Raw genomic sequence first — 20,038 nt, forward strand, 5'->3', positions numbered from 1 at the left:
GTCCCGGGGCGGCGATCGCCGCGGCCCGGGAATCCACCCGGACGCGTGGGGCGGTTGCGCGGAACACCATGCTCCCCGGAGCCGGGGCGAGTAGCAGGCAGGGCAAAACCGGTGGACGCCCTGGCCACGGGCGTCGTACCTTCACCCGGGTCCGACGCCCCCACGTCCTATGAGGTGCATGTGATGACGGTCCAAACAGTTACGGCCAGCTCCGCCCGGCGGCTTTTCGTAACCGCCATGACCGCCATGACCTCCTTGGACGTAAGGAATCCCAGAAGTAGATCTTCCGCGTAGCTTCACCATCCGCGAGAGCACCCACCGCATCCACAACCCGTTCGGCAGCGACAAACTGGCCGCTTTGGGACGGGCGCTGGGTCTGGCGCCGGGAACTCGGGTGCTCGACCTCGCGAGCGGGTCGGGTGAGATGCTGTGCAGCCTCCGGCCCGACGGCCTGATGCTGATCGGCGAGCCGTACTGGGCCACGAACCCCCGGACCGGGACGCCGTCGAGGGCAGCCAGGCCGGCAGCAGGGATGATTTCCGGCTGCTTCCCGAACTGATCGACCAGTTCGGTGAACTCGGTTATGACGTGGTGGAGATGGTTCTCGCCGATCAGGACAGTTGGGACCGGTACAGGGCGGCGCAGTGGCTCAACATCCGCCGCTGGCTTGACCGCCATCCTGACGACGAGCTGGCCGCCGAGCTGCGGGCCGAACTCGCCACAGAGCCGGCCCGCTATGTCAGGTACCAGCGCGAATACCTCGGCTGGGGGGTCTTCGCGCTGATGCGACGCTGACGGTGGTTCGCGGGTGGGTCAGCGCTGGACGCCGACGGACTGCCACACCCGGAGCAGAACTTCGTCGTCGGGGGCGTCGAGCGACCACTGCCACGGCTTGGCGAAGACGAAGACCTGGGCCTCGTGATGGGTCGGGTCGCTGCCGTCGAGCATCGTGATGGTCACGCTCTTGTCGCCGGTGAGGACAAAGAAGACCTCGCGGTACTGCCCGAGGTGGACGTCGAGGACGACGGCGTCGGGGCCGTAGCGGTGGACGTCGACCGTCCGGCTGCGCGGCGTTGCGGGACCCGGTGCGGGATCGGCGGGGGGCAGCGCCTCGTCCGGCCTCATGCCCGCGCCTGCCTCATGCCCGCCTGCCTCGTGCCCGCGCCATCACTCGCGCCCGCGCCATCACTCGCGCCCGCGCCATCAGAGGAAACGGCGGTTCGCCGTGTCCGCGGGAACGGTGATGCCGAGTTCCTCCAGCAGCGGACGGGTGTCGGCGATGTACTGCTGGCGGAGCTGCTCATTGTTGAGCTTGCGCAGGCCCCAGCGGACGTAGGCGTCGCTGAACTCCGAGTCCGACCGGCCGAACATGTCCAGCGCGGCCGGCCACCAGATCTTTATCTTCTCGTTGGCCTCCGCCAGCCCGGCCGGGTCGGCGCACACCCGGCGCAGGTTCGACAGGCCGAACGTCGCGTGGAAAACCTCGTCCTTGTGCAGGCGCTCAGCCACGTTCAACAGAGGCTCGTAGGGCACGTCCTCCCACGTCTCCCCGATGTAGCAGCCCACCCGGTCACCCAGGGCGTTGAAGTACGCCATGTCGCAGAACGTGTCGATGGGCAGGTGGAACAGGTACTGCTTGATCGGCTGTTCGACCACCCCGACGCCCAGGCCCGCCAGGATTCGCGCCGTGATGACGCCGTGCTCGACCTCCTGCTGCATGAGCTTCGCGAACGTCGTCTTCAGCCGCTCCTCGGGAGCGAGCGTCATGCAGCGTTCCCACAGGTGGTTCAGCAGCTCGGTGTAGTACCGGTTCGTCGAGTTCTCCAGGTGGTGCACGAGCATGCGCACCAGCAGGTCGGAGAACTCGCTCGGGATGTCGGCGTCGTTCTCCCGGTACACCCGACGCTCGCCCACCATCGCATCTGCCATGACCTCATCGTAGGAAGGTCCACCATTATTGTCAACTCGCGAGTCGAATGAAATCACCCCTGCTTGTCCGGAGGGATGAATCGGACGCAGAAGCCTCTGGATAAGCAGCTAGGTGGCAAGGTTGCTAGAAAGTCAGCCTGCGAGACGGGCCAAGGGGGCAGGCACGCGGCCGGGACCAGCCGGGCAGGCGGGCAGGCGGGCAGGCGGACCAGGCGGGCGGCTCAGGGTGCGGTGGGGTCGTCGAGTCGCAGCGCGCGGCCGACGACCTCCTTCATGATCTCGCTGCTGCCGCCGAAGATCCGGGTGATCCGCACGTCGCGGTACATCCGGGCGATGGGGTACTCCTCCATCCAGCCGTAGCCGCCGTGCAGCTGCACCCCGGCGTCGACCGCGTCGAACTCCAGCTCCGTGGCGAGCAGCTTGGCCGCGGCCGCGTCCTCGGGGGTGAGGGTGCCGGCGATCCTGGCCTGCACGCAGCCGTCCACGAGCGCCTGGACGGCGAGCGTGCGGGCATGCAGGGCCGCCAGGACGAACCGGGTGTTCTGGAAGCTGCCGATCGTGGTGGCGAACGCCGTGCGGCTGCGGACGTACTTCCTGGTCAGCTCCTGGGCCCGTCGGGCGCTCGCGACGCTGCCGACGGCGATGGACAGCCGCTCGGCCGCCAGGTTGCGCATCAGGTAGTGCAGCCCGCGATGCTCCTCGCCGAGCAGGTTGGCCGCCGGCACCCGGGCGTCGTCGAAGAACAGCTCGGCGGTGTCCTGCGCGCGCAGGCCGACCTTGTCGAGCTTGCGGCCGCGGGCGAAGCCGGGGGTGGCGCGTTCCACCGCGAGCAGGCTGAGCGAGCCCCGCCCGGCGCCCGGGTCCGTCTTGACCGCCACGACCACGAGGTCGGCGAGCAGGCCGTTGCTGATGAAGGTCTTGGCGCCGTTGACGACGAAGTGGTCGCCGTCGCGCAGGGCGGTCGTGCGGATGCCGCGCAGGTCGCTGCCGGCGCCGGGCTCGCTCATCGCGATGGCGGTGACGGTCTCGCCGGAGCAGTAGCCGGGCAGCCAGCGCGCCTTCTGCGCGTCATCGGTCAGGCCGACCAGGTAGGGGGCGAGCAGCTCGTTGTGCAGCGACAGCCCGAGCCCGGTGATGCCGCCGAACGCCAGCTCCTCGGTGACGATCACGTCGAAGCGGGGGTCGCTCAGCCCGGCGCCGCCATACTGCTCGGGCACGGTGAGCCCGAGCAGGCCCATCTCGCCGGCCCGGCGCCAGGCGCTGCGGTCGACGACGCCGGCGCGCTCCCACTCCTCGTGGTGCGGCTGGCATTCCTTGGTGACGAAGGTCCGCACGAGCTCGCGGAACTCCTCGTGTTCGGCCTCGAAGAGCGTGCGTTGCATGACGGCGGCTCCTGTCTGTGCTCGTCGGGGCCTGCTAGCTCCTCGCGGACTGGCTAGCTCCTCGCGGGGCTGGTTGGTCGTCGCGGGGCTGGTTGCTCCTCGCGGGACGGGCGACTTCGCGCGAGAGTGGTCGCCGCTGGCGGGGCGGGTCAGCCGGCGGCCGCGCCCCCTGCGGCGGCGAAGGCAGGTGCGGTGGTCGGACGGTCGCGCAGGGCACCCCAGGCGGCGGCCATGGCAGTGGCCTCGGCGGGGGAGGCGCCGTGGACCAGCACCTCGTCGGCGCCCGCGGCCCGGTAGTCCGCCGCCCGGCGCGCACACGCGGCGCTGGACCCGATCGCCGCGCCGGTGTCGAACCATTTCGCGGGGATCAGCTCGGCGGAGTCGACCAGCCGGTCGCGGGTGACGGCGGTGTCCGCGATGCCGCGCCCAGTCAGGGTGGGATGGGCCCGTAGCCGGTCGAGCACCGCCGGGTCCCAGCCGTTGCGTTCGACCAGCAGCTCCCCGAGGCCGCGGACCTGGAAGTAGCTGACCGCCCGTGCCCGCACGGCCAGGTCCGCCCGGTCGGGCGGCAGGTCGGGCGCGGCGACGAGGGTGGTGATGACGCGGACCGAGGCGGGATCGCGCCCGGCCCGCTCCGCGGCGCCGCGCACCGCCGCGACCGAGGCGGCCACCGCGTCGACGGTGAGGAACGGGTGCAGGATGACGCCGTCGAACACGCGCCCGGCGAGGTCGAGCCCGCGTGGCCCGATGGTGCCGAGGACGACCGGCGGGGCGCCGTGCGGGGGCAGGTCGGAGAAGCGCATCCCGCGGAACGACCCCGCCGCGCCCTCCTCCCGGATCGCCTCACCCGTCCACAGCCGCCGCAGCACGCCCACCAGGTGTTCCAGGCCGCGCAGCGTCGGCGGGGGGACGCCGAGCGAGGGTGCCAGCGCCCCCAGTCCCCGGCCGAGCCCGAGGATGAACCGGCCGCCGCTCATCGTGTGCGCGGTCGCCGCCAGCGCGGCGATGGTGAGCGGATGCCGGGTGCCCTGATGGATCACGGCGGTCCCGACGCGACACCGGTCGGTCGTTGCGGCGAGCGCCCCGCAGACCACCCCGGCCTCCTTGAGGTCGAGCCGCTCGCTGACGTAGACCGCGCCGAACCCGGCCCGCTCGGCGTCGCGCGCCTCCCGAATGGCGCGGCCGGGATCGCTCGCCCGCCCCGGTAACACGTACACGCTGAGGTCGTCGTGCAGGCCGGGGGCGTCGTGCAGGCCGGGGGCGTCGTGCACGCCATCGCTGTGGTCGGCGGATGTCACGGTTCGACTCCCTCGGCTTCGGTCGGATCGGTCGACGGGGAGGCAGTCGGGGCGCCCTGGAGCTCGTCGGGGAACAGCGCGTCGGTGTGGCCGACGTAGCCCAGAGCGAGGAACAGGTACATCTGGGCCGTCTCCAGCGCCCGCTCGATCGCCGGCGAGAGGGCGGCCTCCCGCTCCCGGGCCAGGTGGGCGTGCACCGCGAGCAGGCGGGCGCGCTGCCGCTCGACATCGGCGCCCAGCCCCGATCCGGCCCCCGTTCCCAGCTGCGGTCCGGTACCCAGCTCCGGCTCGGGGGGCGGGAGTGGGCCGAGATCTGTGCGGGTCCGTGTTCCCTGCACCACGCCGGCCATGGTTCAGCGCCTCTCTCGGGTGGTGGCGGCTCGTGCGCCCGGCTCGCGGGCGTCGAAGATCCGTCGGGTCTTCAGCTCGTAGCGCGGCAGCGTCCCGGCGTGGACGATCTCGGTCTCCAGCCGGACGCCGAGGTTGTCGCGCAGGTGGGCGGACAGCCGCGCGGCCAGGTCGGCCAGCGCGCCGACCCCCGCCGCGGCTTCGGCCCGGACCAGCATCCGATCCATGCCGTCGCGGCGGGACAGGTGCAGCTCGTAGTGGTGCGTCAGGCCCGGGACCTCGCTGATCAGGTTCTCCACCGCGGTCGGGTACACGTTGACCCCGCGGATGGTGACCATGAAGTCGGATCGGCCGAGCACGACGCCGGGGAAGTGCTTCCACGTCCACCCGCAGCCGTGGTCGGGACGGTCGTCGATGCGGACGAGGTCGTGCGTGCGGTACTTGATGAACGGCTGCACGAGGTGGGTGTAGCTGGTGACGACGTGCTCGCCGACCCCGCCGGCCTCGGTGACCGGCTCGCCCGAGGCGGGGTCCACCGAGTACGAGTGGCAGACGTCCTCGATCGCGTGCACCCCGCCGGCCCACACGTCGCACGACTGGCCGATGAACAGCGCCTCCCCGATGCCGTAGGCGTCGTGGATCCGCTCGGCGCCCCAGGCCTCGGTGAGCCGGGCGCGGATGCGCGGCACCGACAGCCCCGCCTCGCCGCCGCCGGCCAGGATGCGCACCCCGGCGCGGCGCAGGTCGAGGCCCTCGCGCTCGGCGATCTCGGCCAGGTGCAGCAGGTAGGTGGGGGTGCCGCAGACGATGGCGGGGCGGCGTTCGAGGATGTGGCGGACCCGCTGCTCCCCGGTGGAGCCCCCGCCGGAGACGATGGTCAGGCCGAGGTTGCGCGCCCCCCAGTAGTAGGTCCACAGCCCGACCCACATGCCGAAGTCGAAGCAGAAGTAGATCGAGTCCCGCGGTCGGGCACCCTGGCTCCACAGGCCGTAGCAGAGCTGGGTGCCCGCCTTGTGCATCTCGAACTGGCTGAAGGCCTCGTGCAGGAACCGGCCCGTGGTGCCCGTGGTGTGGAAGTACTGCTGCCAGTGCTCCGGGCCGAGCGCCAGACCGCCGAACCCCGACTCCGAACTCTCCTGGTCGCGGACGTAGTCGGGCTTGTCGGTGAACGGCAGCCGGTGGTGGTAGTCGTCCCAGGTGCGGATGTCGGCGGGCTTCACCCCGGCGGCGTCGTAGATCCGCCGGTGCAGCGGGGAGTGGTCGTAGGCCCAGCCGACCAGATGGCGGATCCGGGCGAGGTGCAGCGCGTCGAGCCGTTCCCGATCGGCGGTCTGCGTCGCCCGGTTCCAGAACCGCTGGTCGACGGCGTTGGCTAACGCCCCTGCCATTGCGCGGCCCGCTTCTCGATGAACGCGGCGGCACCCTCGCGGTGGTCCTCGGTGGTCTTGAGCACGCTCTGGCCGAGGCGTTCCAACCGGCGGCCGGTCTCGCCGTCGACGTCCGCGCAGGTGTTGAGCACGAGCTTGGCCATGCCGAGGGCGAGCGGCGCCATCGCGGCGAGCCGGTCGGCCATCGCCCGGGCGGCGTCGAGCGCCGTCCCCGCCGGGACGACCTCGGTGACCAGGCCGATCTGCAACGCGACGTCGGGACGCAGGGTGCCACCGAGCATGACCAGCTCCTTGGCCCGGCCCCGCCCCACGTACGTGACGAGCCGCGAACACCCCCCCGACCCGGGGATGAGGCCGACCTTCGCCTCCGGCATGACGAACCGGGCGTTCTCGCCGGCCACCCGGAAGTCGCAGGACAGCGCCAGCTCGAACCCGCCGCCGGCGGCCACCCCGTCGACGGCGGCGATCACCGGGATCTCCATCGCCTCGATCGTGTCGAAGACCTCGTGGATGCGTCGGGCGTGCGCCCGGAACCCGCGGGTGCCCAGCGCCGTGAGGTCGCCCATGCCCCCGACGTCCTCGCCGGCGGAGAACGCGCGCCCACCCGCGCCGGTGATGACCAGGACGCGCACTCCCGGGTCGAGCGCGGTGTCCTCCACGGCGTCGCGCAGCTCCTGGCGCATCGCCGCGTGCCAGGAGTTCATCCGGTCCGGCCGGTTCAGCGTGAGCACCCGCACGCCGCGGGGCTCGTCGTCCAGGGTGATGTACTCGTGCCCCATCAGCGCGTCCCCGCAGCCTCGGCCGCCGTCCCCGGCCGCCCCGTCTCCAGGCGTACCGTCGCCGCCACCGTGCCGTCGGCCTTGCGCACCTCGACGCCGTCGGCGGTGGGCACGACGGTCAGCTCGTCGCCGGGGAAGACCGGCGCGGACAGCCGGGCCTTGGCGGAGCGCAGGGCCTGGGGGCCGAGCTGCTCGACCACGGCGTCCAGCGCCAGCGTCACGGTGAGCGGGCCGTGCGCGATCACCGAGGGCAGGCCGGAAGCGCGGGCGAACTCGTCGTCGACGTGGACCGGGTTGAAATCGCCCACCGCGCCGGCGTAGCGGGCGATCTGCACGCGGGTCACGGGCCCGCGCGTGCGCTCGTCGAGGGTCACGCGCTCATCGGTGGTCACGTTCTCGTCGGCGGTCACGTTCTCGTCCAGGGTCACTTGCTGCTCCCGCGCTCGATGAAGGTGACGGTCTGGCGCTGCACGAGGTCGCCGGCCGCGTCGGTGAACTCCGCGGCGAGCAGGCCGAACTGGTTGGCGCCCTTGCGGAAGACGTCCTCCACGGTGACCCGCACGTGCACCCGCTCGCCGGGGGTGAAGGGCCGGCGCCAGTCGTAGTCGATGCCGGCGAGCAGCGCGCGGGACAGGTCGAGGCCGAGGCCGTCGACGGCGGTCGACTCGCCGCCGACCGCCGCCCCGAAGTAGGGCACGAGGGTGGCCGTCGCCGTGCCCGCGGGGCTGCCGACGGCCCGGGCCAGCGCGGCGAGTACGTCGGGGGAGACCGTGAGGTCGTCCTCCACCAGGGTTCTGCCCTTGGCGCTTTCGTCCATCTCGACCTCCGTCGAAACTGTCCGCGGCCCGTGGGCGCGGCGGGGGACGTGGCTGGTCCACGGGCCGGGGCGGACATGGGAGCGGACCGCCGGTGGGGCGGTTCGCGGGGGTTGGGCCGTGGCGTGGGTCACGTCGGGACTGAGCCGACCGTCCCCCATCGCGGGGCTCGCAGTCAAGAGTTTATTTGACCGACGCGATGGTTGACTAAAATGCTGCGATGATCCTACGGTCGGGTCGGCACCGCGCTCGGAAGCGGTTCCGGCACAGGAGGGATCGGCGATGAGCAGGGATCGGCGATGAGCAGGGATCGGCGATGAGCATCGTGCGGGAGTCGGGCCGGCGGCCGCCGGGCGGTGCCGCGGCGGACGCGCCCTCGGCGCGCAACCCGTTCGACCTGACCGGTCACGTCAGCGTGGTGACCGGCGGCAACGGCGGGATCGGGCTGGGCATCGCGGGCGGGCTGGCCGCCGCCGGCGCCCACGTCTGCGTCTGGGGGACCAACCCGGCCAAGAACGCCGCCGCCGTCGCGCGCATCGCCGCGGCGGGCGGGCTGGCCACCGGCCATCTCTGCGACGTCGGTGACGAGGACCAGGTGGTCGCGACGATGGCCGAGGTCGCCGCGTCGTTCGGCCGGCTGGACTCCTGCTTCGTCAACGCCGGTGTCGCGTCCCAGTTCCACCCGCTGCTGGAGACGTCGCTCGCCGAGTTCCGCGAGGTGACGCGGGTCGACCTCGACGGGGCATTCGTGACCCTGCGGGAGGCGGCCCGCGCGATGGTGCGCTTCGGCAACGGGGGGAGCCTCGTCGCCACCGCCAGCCTCGCGGTCCTGCAGGGGCAGGCCCGCGCCTACTCCTACGGCGCCAGCAAGGCCGGGCTGACCGCCATGATCCGGGCGGCCGCGGTGGAGCTGGCGCGCCACGGCATCCGGGCGAACGCCATCCTGCCCGGCTGGACGGACTCGCCCATGACCCACCAGGGCCTGCACGACGAACGGTTCACCGAGCGGGTGCTGCCGCGCATGCCCGTGCGCCGCTGGGGCCGCCCGGAGGACTTCGCCGGCATCGCCGTCTACCTCGCCTCGCCCGCGTCCGTCTTCCACACCGGCGACAGCATCCTGCTCGACGGCGGCTACGCCGCCTTCTGACCGCGACCCGTGCACCGACCGCGACCCCACCGCGGCCCGCGAACTGACCCCGACCCGCGAAGGAGATCGAGGCAATGAACATCTCAGGCAGCATCGCTCTGGTTACCGGCGGCGCGTCCGGACTCGGCCTCGCCACGGCGCGGCGCCTGCTGGCGGCCGGGGCGAGGGTCGTGCTGCTCGACCTGCCCAGCTCGGCCGGGGAGGCCGTGGCCAAGGAACTCGGCGACGACGCCCGGTTCGTCGCGGCGGACGTCACCAGCCCCGAGGAGGTCGGGGTGGCGCTGGACGCCGCCGAGGCCCTCGGTCCGCTGCGGGCCGTGGTCAACTGCGCCGGCACCGGCAACGCGATCCGGGTGCTGGGGCGGGGCGGCGTGTTCCCGCTGGAGGCCTTCACGAAGGTCGTCCACGTCAACCTGGTGGGGACGTTCAACGTCATCCGGCTCGCCGCCGAGCGGATCGCCACGGTCGAACCGGTCGACGGCGACCGCGGCGTCATCGTCAACACCGCCTCGGTCGCCGCGTTCGAGGGGCAGATCGGGCAGGCCGCCTACTCGGCGTCCAAGGGCGGCGTCGCCGCCATGACGCTGCCCATCGCCCGCGACCTCGCCGACCGGGCGATCCGGGTGGTCACCATCGCGCCGGGCCTGTTCGAGACGCCGATGCTCGGCGGACTGTCCGAGCAGGCCCGGGAGTCGCTGGGGCGGCAGGTCCCGCATCCGAGCCGGCTGGGCGACCCGGACGAGTACGCGGCGCTCGTCGAGCACGTCGTGGCCAACCCGATGCTCAACGGGGAGGTGATCCGCCTCGACGGCGCGATCCGCATGTCTCCCCGCTGACGGTGCCCGGTCTGCCGGCCCGCCTCGCCGCCAGCTCCGATACCGGCCTGGACATCCTCGACGCCCGCTGTGCGCGGGGCGTCGCCTGGCGCCGTCTGCGGCTAGGATTCGCCCTGACGGGCAGGTGAGCGGGCGTTCGGTCAGCTCGCCCCGTTTCGTCTTCCATGGGGGATACGGACGCCGGCCGGGACGGTGCGGCGGTCCCGTGGGCAGGGCGCCCGGGGCGTCGTCGTCGACGACGTGCAACCGCGTGCGCCCGCCGTGGACCAGAGGAGAGTGGTCATGCGCGCTTCGGCCTCCCGCGCCGGCACGCCGCACGTCGGTCGGCTGCCCGCCAAACCGGGTGCCTGCTGATGGCGGGCTCGGCGGACGGCCGGCCCGCGGCGGACGGCCGGCCCGTCATCGAGCAGCGCGGGCTCTACTACGACGAGCTGGCCGAGGGGGTCGTGTACCGGCACCGGCCGGGCCGCACGGTGGGGGAGGCGGACAACACCCTCTTCACGACGCTCACGATGAACATGCAGGCCCTGCACCTCGACGAGGCCTGGAGCGCGACCCAGCCGTTCGGGCAGCGCCTGGTCAACAGCCTGTTCACGCTCTCGACGCTGGTGGGCCTGTCGGTGGCGCAGCTGACGCAGGGCACGACGGTGGCGAACCTCGGCTTCGGCGCCGTGCGTTTCCCCGCCCCGGTGTTCGTGGGCGACACCCTCTACGCGGAGACGGTCGTGCGCAGCCGGCGGCTGTCGAGCAGCCGCCCGGACACGGGCGTCGTCGAGTTCGAGCACACCGCGCGCAACCAGGACGCCGTGGTGGTCGCCACCGCGACCCGCTCGGCGCTGATGCTCCTGCGCCCCGCGGGAACGGACTCTCCCGGCCCGACGAACGTAGCTGGGGCACGGGCGGCCGGGGCTGGCGCGGCGGAACGGGACGGGGTGCATTCGGATGTCAGCTGAGCTCACGGGCACGACCGAGCTCACGGGCACGACTGAGCTCACGGGCACGACGCTGCTGTTCTGCCCCGCCGACCGCCCGGACCGCTTCGCCCGGGCGGCGGGCACCGCGGACCTCGTCATCCTCGACCTGGAGGACGGAGTCGCACCCGCGGCGCGGCCCGCGGCCCGGAAGGCGCTGGTGGCGGCCCTGCCGAACCTCGACCCGGCCCGCACCGTCGTGCGGGTCAGTCCGGCCGACACGCCGGACTTCGCCGCGGACCTCGCGGCGCTGGACGGGACGGGCGTGCGGCTGGTCATGCTGGCCAAGGCGGAGTCGGCGGCGCAGGTCGAGCGGCTCGCCGGCTTCGCGGTCATCGCGCTGTGCGAGACGGCCCGTGGGGTGCTCGCCGCGCCGGAGCTGGCCGCGGCGGCAAACGTCGTCGGCCTGATGTGGGGCGCGGAGGACCTGGTCGCCGGGCTGGGCGGCCGGTCGAGCCGCTTCGACGACGGGCGCTACCGCGACGTGGCCCGGTACGCCCGCGCGGCCGTCCTGCTGGCCGCCGGCGCGCACGGCCGCCAGGCGATCGATGCCGTCTACCTGGACATCGCCGACCTGGACGGGCTGGCCGCCGAGGCGCGGGACGCGGCGGCCAGCGGCTTCGGTCTCAAGGCCTGCATCCACCCGACCCAGGTTCCGGTCGTGCGGGCGGCGTTCGCGCCCTCGGCCGGCGAGGTGGCCTGGGCGCGGCGCGTGCTGGCGGCGGCGCGCGAGGCGGACGTGGGCGTCTTCGCCTTCGAGGGTCGGATGATCGACGCACCGGTCCTGCGCCATGCCGAGCATCTGCTCGGCGCCGCAGAGAGCCTCCCGGAGGCCCCCGCCGGGCGGAACTAGACGAGCAAGTCCGAATTCTGCGCTGCCGCCTGCCGGTTTCCGTCCGGGTTCTGGACCTCACCGCCAGCTGTTCACCATGCGCCATTTTCTGGTTACAGAATCGTGCCGAGGTTTGTTGACGGTTTTCGGGTCTGAAACCGTGCTTAGGCCTCGGCACGATCTGGCCGCGATCTGGCCGGGAAGACGGACGTCGGACGGGTGGGCGGTAACGACGAGGGGTTGCTCGTGGCCGGCGCAGCAGGGACCTGCGGTCGGCGTGCTGCTTCTGGGTGGCGTGCTGCTTCTGGGTGGCGTGCTGTTTCTGGGCGGAGTGCTGTTTCTGGGCGGAGTGCTGGAGGTCGGTGGCTCACGACCGGCGCATGGTTAGCAGTTCCGACTGCAGCATCTGCCCGCGGGAGCATCTGCCCGCGGGGCTCGGTGTCGGGGAGGCGATCAGGCGCCGCCCGCGCCCCGGGCCTGTTCGCCCGAGCCGAGGAACTCCGCGGTCAGCGCGCCCCAGCGCGCGAGCTGCGCGCCGGTCTCCGCGACCTGCAGGCGCGCCCCGTCGATGAGCGCGGCGAGCCGTTCGGCGGTGGACAGGGGATGGCCCGGGTCGCCGGCCCACGCCAGGATCAGGACGGGTACGTCGATGGTGGCCAGCGCCGCCTCGGGGGGCAGGTCGGAGTCGGCGGCGCCGCGCAGGACCGACGGGAAGAGCTTCTCGCTGACGTCGGGGGCCGGCGGGTAGCCGGGCAGGTCGGCGAAGACCGCAGGCACGGGCGCGCTGGCGGCGAGCTCGGCGAACAGGCCCGGACCGCGCGTCTCGACGAGGTCGGCGCCCTGCCGGTACAGGCCTGCCTGAGCCTCCCGCGACGCCCACGCGGTCGGGGGAGCGGTCAGCACGAGCCGGTCGAAGCGGCCCGGGGCGCGCACGGCGGCGTGCAGCAGGGTGGCGGTGCCCATCGACGAGCCGATCCCGGCCACCGGCGCCGCCCCGGCGAGCTGATCGAGCAGCGCGAGCAGGTCGTCGGCGAGCTGCGGCCAGGCGTACTGCGCCGGGATGGCCTCGCCCGTGGACTGCCCGTGGCCCCGGGCGTCGTAGCGCACCAGGCGCCGGCCCGCGGCGACGACGGGCGCCCAGTCGAACAGGCCCGACGCCGTCTCCGACGCACGGCTCTGGGTGAGGCCGTGGGCGTAGACGGCGAGGGGACCCGCGCCGGCGTCGGTGTAGGCGAGCTCGGCGCCTCGGACGTGCGCGCGGCTCTCCGTCGGGTCGGAGGGGGCGCTCGGCCCCGCGGTGCTGGTTCCCGTCATGTCGCCATCCTGCCGCGCATCGGGGCGAGACGCGCGTCCGGGCGGCAACGGAACGTCACTGACCGGGTCAGGGTCGGGCGCCCTCGGCGGCGGCGAGCTGGCCGACGATGTGCTCGGCGATCGCCAGCGACGACGTGGCGGCCGGGGACGGGGCGTTGCGCACCACGGTGACCCGCCCGTTGGAGCGGATCACGAAGTCGTCGACGAGCTCGCCGGAGCGGCGCACGGCCTGTGCCCGGACTCCCGCCGGTGCCCGGGTGAGGTCGCTGGCCCGCACCTCGGGCAGGTAGCGGCGCACCGCGGCGGCGAAGCGGCGCCGGGACAGCGAGCCGGCCATCTCCGCCAGGCCGTTGCGCCAGTGCTCGCGGGCCAGCCGCCGCATCCCCGGCCAGGTCAGCACCCGGGCGAGGTCGCGCGGGTTGACGTCGCGCCAGCGGTAGCCCTCCAGGGCGAGGGCGAGGACGGCGTTGGGGCCGACGTGGACGCCGCCGGTCAGGTCGCGGGTCAGGTGCACGCCGAGGAACGGGTAACGCGGATCGGGCACCGGGTAGACCAGGCCGCGCACCCGGTCGCGCAGCTGCGCGCGCAGGTGGTAGTACTCGCCGCGGAACGGGATGATCCGCACGTCGCCCGGGTCGTCGACCATCGCGGCCAGCGAATCGCTGGACAGCCCGCCGCACGCGACGAGCCGGTCGACGCGCAGGGTGCGCCCGCCGGCGGTGACGGCGACCCGGTCGCCCTGGTCCCGGATGGCGGTGACGGGGCTGGACAGCAGCACCCGGCCGCCCCGCGCGGTGAGGTCCGCGGCCAGCGCCTCGCACACCGCCCGGTAGTCGATGATCGCCGTGTGCGGGGAGTGCAGCGCGGCGATCCCGGTGATGTGCGGCTCGATCTCGGCCATCCCGGCACGGTCGAGCCGGACCAGGCCGGGCACGCGGTTGCGCCGGGCGCGGTCCTCGATGACCGCGAGCTGGTCGAGCTCGGCGCCGTTCGTGGCCACGACGAGCTTGCCGAGCTCCTGCAAGCCGATGCCGTGCTGCTGGCTGAACTCCCGCAGCAGCGCGCCGCCGCGGGTGCACAGCGTCGCCTTGAGCGAACCCGGCTGGTAGTAGAGCCCGGCGTGGATGACGCCGCTGTTGTGCCCGGTCTGGTGGGCGGCGAGCCGCGGCTCCTTCTCGACGACGACGACCTCGGCGCCGGGGTGGCGCAGCGCGAGCTCGCGGGCCACGGCCAGCCCGATGATGCCGCCGCCCACGACCCCGTACGTAGCCCGCCCGACCGTCCCCGGGCCGTCCGCCGGCGCCGAGTCCGCCGGCGCCGAGTCCGCCGGCTCCGAGTCCGCCGGCTCCGAGTCCGCCGGCGCCGAGTCCGCCGGCGCCGAGTCCGCCGCCGTCACGTCCGCGACTGTGCTCGGCGTCGTGGCACCGCGATCCTCCGACACGCTCATCCGGCGAGCCACCCTCCGTCGACGTTGATCAGTTGTCCGGTGATGTACGCAGACGCCTCGGCGAGCAGGAACACGACGGCGCCGGCGAGGTCCGCGGGTTCGCCGAGGCGGCCCATGGGGATGCGCCCGGCGACCCAGGCGGCGCGCTCGGCGTCGGCGAACAGGTCCGCGGTCAGCGCGGTGCGGATGTAGCCGGGGGCGACGCAGTTGACCCGGGCGCCGCTGGCCGCCCACTCCACCGCGAGCGTGCGCACGACGCCGAGCACGCCGGCCTTGCTGGCGGCATAGGCGGCGACGTCACGCAGCCCGATCGAACTGGCCAGCGATCCGATGAACACGTGGCTGCCGTACCCGCCCCGGGTGGCCTGCACCCGGTGCACCGCGGTGCTCAGGAAGAACGGCGCGCTCAGGTTGACCGTCAGGATGCGCTGCCAGGCGTCGGCGGGGAAGCGTTCGGCCGGCGCCCGATGCTGGATTCCGGCGGCGTGGACGACGCCGTGCAGCGGCCCGGCCAGCCGTTCGGCACCGGCGACGAGGTCGTCGGCGCTGTTGGGCGTGCCGAGGTCCCAGGGCAGCGGGTGGATCCGGCCCGGGTCGGCCAGCGCCGCCGTCTCGGCGAGCTCGCCCGCGGTGCGGGCCACCGCGACGACGGTGGCCCCGGCCGCCGCCACGCCGAGCGCCATGGCCCGCCCCAGGCCCCGCCCGGCCCCGGTGACCAGCACCGTGCGCCCCGCCAGCGCCCCCTCCGCCGACACCGGCGACGCCGCCGGACCGCCCGGAGCGCCGGGATCGCTCGGAGGGCTGGGATCGCTCGGAGGGCTGGGATTGCTCGGAGGGCTGGGATCGCTCGGAGGGCTGGGATCGTTCGGGACGGCGGTCATCAGCTGAACCGGATGGCCGTGGTCTTGGCCCGGCGGTAGAAGTGCAGCGCCTCGAGGCCCTGTTCCTTGAACGGCGAGCCGGACTCGCGGAAGCCGCCGAAGGGATGGTGGACGTCCCAGCCGGAGGTGGGCAGGTTCACCGCGACCTGGCCGGCGTCGGCCCGGTCGAGGAACAGGTGGGCCGCGCGCAGGTCCCGGGTGAACAGCGCCGCCGACAGCCCGTAGACCGAGTCGTTGACGGCGGCGACGGCCTCGTCGAAGCCGTCGACCGTGCGCACCGCGAGGACGGGGCCGAAGACCTCGTCGCGCCAGATCGACATCGCCGGGGTCACGTCGCCGAGGATCGTGGGTTCGACGAAGCAGCCGTGGGACAACCCGGTGTCCGCCGGGGTGCCGCCGCCGGCGAGCAGCGTCGCCCCCTCGGCACGGGCCCGGCGGACATGGTCGAGCACCGAGTCGCGCTGCGAGGTGTTCACCACCGGGCCCATGGTGGTGTCCGCGTCGATGCCCGGTCCCACCCGCAGCGCGGCGACGCGGCGGCCCAGCGCCGCGAGCAGGTCGTCGCGGATCGCGGCGTCGACGACGAGCCGGCTCGTCGCGGTGCAGCGCTGCCCGGCCTGGGCGAAGGCGGCCGCGGCAATCGTGTCGGCGGCGAGGTCGAGGTCGGCGTCGGCCAGCACCGCGGTGGCGTTCTTCCCGCCCATCTCGGTCTGGACCCGCAGGTTGCGCCCGGCGACGGTGCGCATGATGTCGAGCCCGACCTCGTTGCTGCCGGTGAAGGTGACCGCGGCGAGGCGGCGGTCGGCGAGCAGCGGCCCGGAGATGTCGCGGCCGCGGCCGGTCACCACGGACAGCGCGTGCGCGGGCAGGCCGGCGTCGAGCAGCGCGTGGGCGAGGTGCAGGCTGACCAGCGGGGTGTCGGTGGCGGGCTTGAGCACCACCGCGTTGCCGGCGCCGAGTGCCGGGGCCAGCTTGCGGGCCGGGGTCAGTAGCGGGTCGTTCCACGGCGTGATGGCCAGCACGATCCCGACGGGTTCGTAGCGCACGGCGGTGCTGGTGCCGGGCCGGCCGTCGGGCAGCTCGTAGCCGTGGGGCGAACGGGCCAGGCTGCCGTAGTACTCGAAGAAGTCGGCGGCCTTGGCCACCTCGCCGGCGGCCTCGGTGAGGGTCTTGCCCATTTCCAGGACGAGGTCGCGGGCGATGTCGGCGGCCCGCTGCCGCAGCAGGCCGGCGGCGCGCAGCAGCACCGCGCCGCGGTCGAGGGCCCCGGTGGCGCGCCAGGCGCGGGCGCCGGCCTCGGCCGCGTCGTAGGTCCGCGCGATGTCGGCGCCGTCCAGGGCGGGCACCCGGGCGACGACGTGGCGCAGGTCCGCGGGGTCGAGCACGGGGATCCAGGCGTCGTGCGCGCCGGCGTCCCAGGCTCCGGCGACGAGGACGGGACGATCGTTCGTCGTGTTCACGCGGCCACTCCATCCGAGGTGGGGTCAGCATCCGGGGTCGGGTCGAGGTCCGAGTTCGGGTCGGGATCCGAGCGCTTGCCGGATTTCGGGTTCGGGTCGGGGGTGAGGTCGAGCTCCCACGCCTCGGCGACGCTGCCACGGTGCATCGTGGCGAGCAGGCGGTGCACCGGCGCCGTCGCCATCGGGACCGGGTTCGTGGGGCGCGGGAAGTCGCGAACGGTCTCCGCGGCCATCTGGGCCAGCAGGTCGGCGGGAATGCCGACGGCGTCGAGCGAGCGGGGCAGGCCGAGCCGCTGGGCCAGGTCGTCGACCCGCTCCGCCGCGGCCCGCAGGTGCGTGCTCTCGCCGGCGGTGACGGTCCGCGCGATGTGCGCGGCCAGGGCCTCGGGCACGTCGCGGTCGTAGGCCAGGCAGTAGGGCAGGGCCAGCGCGCAGCTCGTCCCGTGCGGCATCGGGGCGTGCCGGGCGATGACGTAGGCCAGGCTGTGGCCGAGCACGACGCCCGCGTTGAGCGCGAGTCCCGACAGGTGCGAGGCGTAGAGCACGCGCCCGCGGGCGGCCCGGTCGCCGTCGAGCGCGGCGCGTTCGAGGCTGGCGGTGAGGATCGCCACCGCCTCGGTGGCCACCGCCAGGGTCAGCGCGGTGCGGGTGGTCGACAGCATCGACTCGACGCCGTGGGCGATCGCGTCCATGCCGGTCGAGGCCACCACCGCCGCGGGCAGGTCGGCCACCAGGTCGGCGTCGAGGACGGCGACGAGCGGGACGAACTGGGCGCAGCTCAGGATGCGTTTCGCGCCGCCGATCGTGATCATCGAGATGCGGGTCGCCTCCGCGCCGGTGCCGGTGGTCGTCGGCACGAGCAGCAGCGGCGCCACCGGCACCTGCGGCTCGACGACCCCGACCCAGTCGGCGATCCCGCCCGGGTTCGTCGCGAGCAGGGCGACGGCCTTGGCGAGGTCGAGCGCGCTGCCGCCGCCGACGCCGGCGACAGCCGTCACCGCGTGGGCGCGGGCGACGTCGGCGGCGCGGGCGACGACGGTGTCGGTGGGCTCGCCGGCCACGTCGTCGAACACCGTCACCCCGAAGCCGGCGTCGGCCAGGCCGCCGACCACGGTGCCGAGCAGCCCGGCCTCGGACACCACCCGGTCGGCGACGACGAGCACCCGCCCCGGGGCAACACCCCAGGAGCGCAGGGCCGCCCCCGCGGTGGCGGCGGACCCCGCGCCGGTCACCACCTGCCGGGGGGCGAGGAAGGCCGGCGTGCCGGTGCCGGCGAGATCTAGCAGCACGTTGTCCTCCGATGGTCGTCAGATGGCGGCAGGGTGGCCATGACCTCGGCGCCGAAGCGGCGGACGCTGTCCATGGCCGCGGCGAACCCGCCGCCGGGCAGCACGACGCCGGCCCAGGTCACCCCGATGTCGCGCAGCCGGGCCAGCTCGTCGAGGCGTCGCGCCGGCGACCATCCGTTCGCGAGCACGCCGGCCGGCGTGGGGGCGAGGATGTCGATCTCGTCGAGCGTGCGGCCGCGGGCGTGCAGGCGGCGTGCGAGCTCGCGGATGCGGGCGGCGAGCTCCTCGGTGGAGGTGATCGACGCCGTGCGGGCGCTGCGGGCGAGCTGCGGGGAGCCGACGAGCGCGGCCCAGCCCTGGCCGAAGCGGGCCACCCGGTCGAGCGCGAGCCCGCTGTTGCCGCCGAGCCACAGCGGGGGGTGCGGGCGCTGCACCGGCCGGGGCAGCATGGCCTGCCCGGTGGCGTGGAAGTGCCGGCCGGCGTGGACGACGACGTCCTGCGTCCAGGCCTTGCGCATGACCTCCACGGCCTCGTCGAACAGCTCGTTGCGCTCGTCGGCGTCGACGCCGAGGGCGGCGAACTCGGAGCGCAGGTAGCCCGTGCCCAGCGCGAAGACCGCCCGCCCGCCGGAGAGCACGTCGACGGTGGCCATCGACCGGGCCTGCAGCAGGGGGTTGCGGTACGGGACGACCGCCAGGTGCGTCATCAGCCGGATTCGCCGGGTGACGGCGGCGCAGAAGGTGAGCGCCGCGAACGGGTCGAACGTCTCGTGCCCGCCCGCCGCCAGCCACTTCGCGCTGGGCGCCGGGTGGTCGGTGAACGCCAGTGCGCCGAAACCGACCTCCTCCAGCGTCCGCGCGAAGCAGGCCACGTTGTCCGGGTCCAGCCAGCCCTCGTCCGGGTCGCTGCGGACGTTGTACTCGGCCATGAAGCGCATCACGGCCGGCTCGCAGGCGCAGGCGCAGGCGTGGGTGCAGGCGCAGGCGCAGGCGTGGGTGCAGGCGTGGGCGTGGGGGCAGGTGCAGGCGTGGGGTCGGCGGCGGACGCGCCCATGTCGAAGTCGTACTGGAGCGGGATGATCCGCTCGTACGGCAGCAGCGCGAGCGTGTCGTAGGCGCCGCCGTGGGCGGGGAAGCGGCCGGTGAGGCGCTGGCGGTCGCGGACCGCGGTGAGTCCGGCGAGGACCTCGGCCGCCGGCTGCGCGCACAGTAGGACGTGCAGCACCAGGTCCTGCTCCCCGGTCTGGACCGGTTCGAGCTGCAGGGTCCCCAGCAGGCCGGGCAGCTCGTACAGGTCGTCGCGCTGGGTGCGCTCCCACCAGGCCAGCGCCGCCGGGCGGCCGCCGGGCCCGGCGCGACCGATGCTGACGACGACCCCCTGGTGCGCCAGGTGCGCCACCGCGTCGGCCGAGACGTCGATCGACGGGCGGGTGTGTGCCGCGGTCAGCCGCCACCAGCTGGTGAAGACCGGCCGGCCGTGCACCCAGAAGCGCCCCGCCCGGGTGATCGCCCGATCGGTGTCGCGCCAGCCGGCGAACGCCTGCTCGGACATGAAGTCGAGCGGCCCGCCGAACAGGTACATGGTCGCGTAGGGCGGGTGACCGTGGGTGAGCTCGCCCGCCAGCGCCCCCGGCGTGGCCCGGGTGGCCGGGGTCGCCACGTAGCGCCGGCCGGCGACGACGTCGGCCTTGGCCACGTGTTCGGGCAGGTGGTCGAGGTCGTACCAGCGGTTGTACTCCTGGGTGTACCGCGCCGGGATGTCCAGCAGCGCGAGTGCGAGACCCGTGATCTTCACATCGTCCCTCTGACCCGGCGTCCGCCGGCTCGTTCAAAATCCCTACATCAGCTTATGGAGCTCATTCATCTAACTTTATTGCGATCCCGCTGTCCACCGGTACCGCGTCCGGGGACGCCGCGGGGAC

At 73.9% G+C, this 20,038-nt stretch carries 20 protein-coding genes and 1 pseudogene; 5 read left to right on the forward strand and 16 right to left on the reverse strand.

Annotated elements, in window-relative coordinates; genetic code table 11:
• Positions 1 to 268 precede the first annotated feature (268 nt).
• Positions 269 to 795: pseudogene (locus FRAQA3DRAFT_RS04875) on the forward strand (hypothetical protein).
• Between the two features lie 18 nt (positions 796 to 813).
• Here the strand turns inward: FRAQA3DRAFT_RS04875 and FRAQA3DRAFT_RS04880 are convergent.
• The 9 genes from FRAQA3DRAFT_RS04880 to FRAQA3DRAFT_RS04920 all read right to left on the reverse strand — a co-directional run bounded on the left by FRAQA3DRAFT_RS04880 (position 814) and on the right by FRAQA3DRAFT_RS04920 (position 7,941).
• Positions 814 to 1,125 carry a hypothetical protein gene (locus FRAQA3DRAFT_RS04880; protein ID WP_009737952.1) on the reverse strand — a complete coding sequence of 104 codons (312 nt, stop codon included), beginning with the start codon at positions 1,123 to 1,125 and terminating at the stop codon, positions 814 to 816.
• 78 nt (positions 1,126 to 1,203) lie between these two features.
• Positions 1,204 to 1,929, reverse strand: coding sequence for a Phenylacetic acid catabolic protein (locus FRAQA3DRAFT_RS04885; protein WP_009737953.1), 726 nt, complete (start codon positions 1,927 to 1,929; stop codon positions 1,204 to 1,206).
• 221 nt (positions 1,930 to 2,150) lie between these two features.
• Positions 2,151 to 3,311 (reverse strand): acyl-CoA dehydrogenase family protein, encoded by a 1,161-nt coding sequence (locus tag FRAQA3DRAFT_RS04890; protein ID WP_009737954.1) that lies wholly within the window; start codon positions 3,309 to 3,311, stop codon positions 2,151 to 2,153.
• Positions 3,312 to 3,460: 149 nt separating this feature from the next.
• Positions 3,461 to 4,609, reverse strand: a complete 1,149-nt coding sequence (locus tag FRAQA3DRAFT_RS04895; RefSeq protein WP_009737955.1) for a TIGR03857 family LLM class F420-dependent oxidoreductase — start codon at positions 4,607 to 4,609, stop codon at positions 3,461 to 3,463.
• A complete protein-coding gene (locus FRAQA3DRAFT_RS04900) occupies positions 4,606 to 4,959 on the reverse strand; it encodes a hypothetical protein (protein WP_009737956.1) in 354 nt (117 codons plus the stop codon). The genes FRAQA3DRAFT_RS04895 and FRAQA3DRAFT_RS04900 overlap by 4 nt, the downstream gene beginning before the upstream one ends.
• Positions 4,960 to 4,962: 3 nt before the next feature.
• Positions 4,963 to 6,345 carry a phenylacetate--CoA ligase family protein gene (locus FRAQA3DRAFT_RS04905; protein WP_009737957.1) on the reverse strand — a complete coding sequence of 461 codons (1,383 nt, stop codon included), beginning with the start codon at positions 6,343 to 6,345 and terminating at the stop codon, positions 4,963 to 4,965.
• Positions 6,330 to 7,124: an enoyl-CoA hydratase/isomerase family protein gene (locus FRAQA3DRAFT_RS04910; RefSeq protein WP_009737958.1), complete on the reverse strand. Its 795-nt coding sequence runs from the start codon at positions 7,122 to 7,124 to the stop codon at positions 6,330 to 6,332. Before FRAQA3DRAFT_RS04910 ends, FRAQA3DRAFT_RS04905 begins: the two co-directional genes overlap by 16 nt.
• Entirely contained in the window at positions 7,124 to 7,552 is a 429-nt protein-coding gene (locus FRAQA3DRAFT_RS04915) for a MaoC/PaaZ C-terminal domain-containing protein (protein WP_009737959.1), read from the reverse strand. Before FRAQA3DRAFT_RS04915 ends, FRAQA3DRAFT_RS04910 begins: the two co-directional genes overlap by 1 nt.
• Entirely contained in the window at positions 7,549 to 7,941 is a 393-nt protein-coding gene (locus FRAQA3DRAFT_RS04920) for a MaoC family dehydratase N-terminal domain-containing protein (RefSeq protein ID WP_009737960.1), read from the reverse strand. Before FRAQA3DRAFT_RS04920 ends, FRAQA3DRAFT_RS04915 begins: the two co-directional genes overlap by 4 nt.
• A gap of 314 nt (positions 7,942 to 8,255) precedes the next feature.
• On the opposite strand from FRAQA3DRAFT_RS04920, the gene FRAQA3DRAFT_RS04925 reads away from it, so the two are divergent.
• The 4 genes from FRAQA3DRAFT_RS04925 (at position 8,256) to FRAQA3DRAFT_RS04940 (ending at position 11,746) form a co-directional block, all read left to right on the forward strand.
• Complete coding sequence (locus FRAQA3DRAFT_RS04925; RefSeq protein ID WP_009737961.1) at positions 8,256 to 9,086, forward strand: SDR family NAD(P)-dependent oxidoreductase; 831 nt, start codon at positions 8,256 to 8,258, stop codon at positions 9,084 to 9,086.
• A gap of 74 nt (positions 9,087 to 9,160) precedes the next feature.
• The gene (locus tag FRAQA3DRAFT_RS04930) at positions 9,161 to 9,922 is read left to right on the forward strand and encodes a 3-hydroxyacyl-CoA dehydrogenase (RefSeq protein WP_009737962.1); all 762 of its coding nucleotides are present in this window, start codon (positions 9,161 to 9,163) and stop codon (positions 9,920 to 9,922) included.
• A 353-nt stretch (positions 9,923 to 10,275) separates the two neighbouring features.
• A complete protein-coding gene (locus FRAQA3DRAFT_RS04935) occupies positions 10,276 to 10,875 on the forward strand; it encodes a MaoC family dehydratase (RefSeq protein ID WP_009737963.1) in 600 nt (199 codons plus the stop codon).
• The gene (locus FRAQA3DRAFT_RS04940; protein ID WP_009737964.1) at positions 10,865 to 11,746 is read left to right on the forward strand and encodes a CoA ester lyase; all 882 of its coding nucleotides are present in this window, start codon (positions 10,865 to 10,867) and stop codon (positions 11,744 to 11,746) included. The genes FRAQA3DRAFT_RS04935 and FRAQA3DRAFT_RS04940 overlap by 11 nt, the downstream gene beginning before the upstream one ends.
• 432 nt (positions 11,747 to 12,178) lie before the next feature.
• On the opposite strand, the gene FRAQA3DRAFT_RS04945 is transcribed toward FRAQA3DRAFT_RS04940, so the two are convergent.
• From FRAQA3DRAFT_RS04945 to FRAQA3DRAFT_RS04975, 7 genes are all read right to left on the reverse strand, one after another.
• Positions 12,179 to 13,039, reverse strand: a complete 861-nt coding sequence (locus FRAQA3DRAFT_RS04945) for an alpha/beta fold hydrolase (RefSeq protein ID WP_009737965.1) — start codon at positions 13,037 to 13,039, stop codon at positions 12,179 to 12,181.
• 67 nt (positions 13,040 to 13,106) lie between these two features.
• Entirely contained in the window at positions 13,107 to 14,486 is a 1,380-nt protein-coding gene (lhgO, locus tag FRAQA3DRAFT_RS04950) for an L-2-hydroxyglutarate oxidase (RefSeq protein WP_009737966.1), read from the reverse strand.
• Positions 14,483 to 15,241 carry an SDR family NAD(P)-dependent oxidoreductase gene (locus FRAQA3DRAFT_RS04955; protein ID WP_009737967.1) on the reverse strand — a complete coding sequence of 253 codons (759 nt, stop codon included), beginning with the start codon at positions 15,239 to 15,241 and terminating at the stop codon, positions 14,483 to 14,485. Before FRAQA3DRAFT_RS04955 ends, lhgO begins: the two co-directional genes overlap by 4 nt.
• A 125-nt stretch (positions 15,242 to 15,366) precedes the next feature.
• Entirely contained in the window at positions 15,367 to 16,827 is a 1,461-nt protein-coding gene (locus tag FRAQA3DRAFT_RS04960) for an aldehyde dehydrogenase (RefSeq protein ID WP_009737968.1), read from the reverse strand.
• Entirely contained in the window at positions 16,824 to 18,116 is a 1,293-nt protein-coding gene (locus FRAQA3DRAFT_RS04965; protein ID WP_009737969.1) for an iron-containing alcohol dehydrogenase, read from the reverse strand. Before FRAQA3DRAFT_RS04965 ends, FRAQA3DRAFT_RS04960 begins: the two co-directional genes overlap by 4 nt.
• Positions 18,107 to 19,054 (reverse strand): LLM class F420-dependent oxidoreductase, encoded by a 948-nt coding sequence (locus FRAQA3DRAFT_RS04970; RefSeq protein WP_009737970.1) that lies wholly within the window; start codon positions 19,052 to 19,054, stop codon positions 18,107 to 18,109. The genes FRAQA3DRAFT_RS04965 and FRAQA3DRAFT_RS04970 overlap by 10 nt, the downstream gene beginning before the upstream one ends.
• A complete protein-coding gene (locus FRAQA3DRAFT_RS04975; RefSeq protein WP_009737971.1) occupies positions 19,054 to 19,911 on the reverse strand; it encodes a hypothetical protein in 858 nt (285 codons plus the stop codon). Before FRAQA3DRAFT_RS04975 ends, FRAQA3DRAFT_RS04970 begins: the two co-directional genes overlap by 1 nt.
• Between the last annotated feature and the right edge of the window lie 127 nt (positions 19,912 to 20,038).

The organism is Frankia sp. QA3 (assembly GCF_000262465.1).
Taxonomy (GTDB): Bacteria; Actinomycetota; Actinomycetes; order Frankiales; family Frankiaceae; genus Frankia.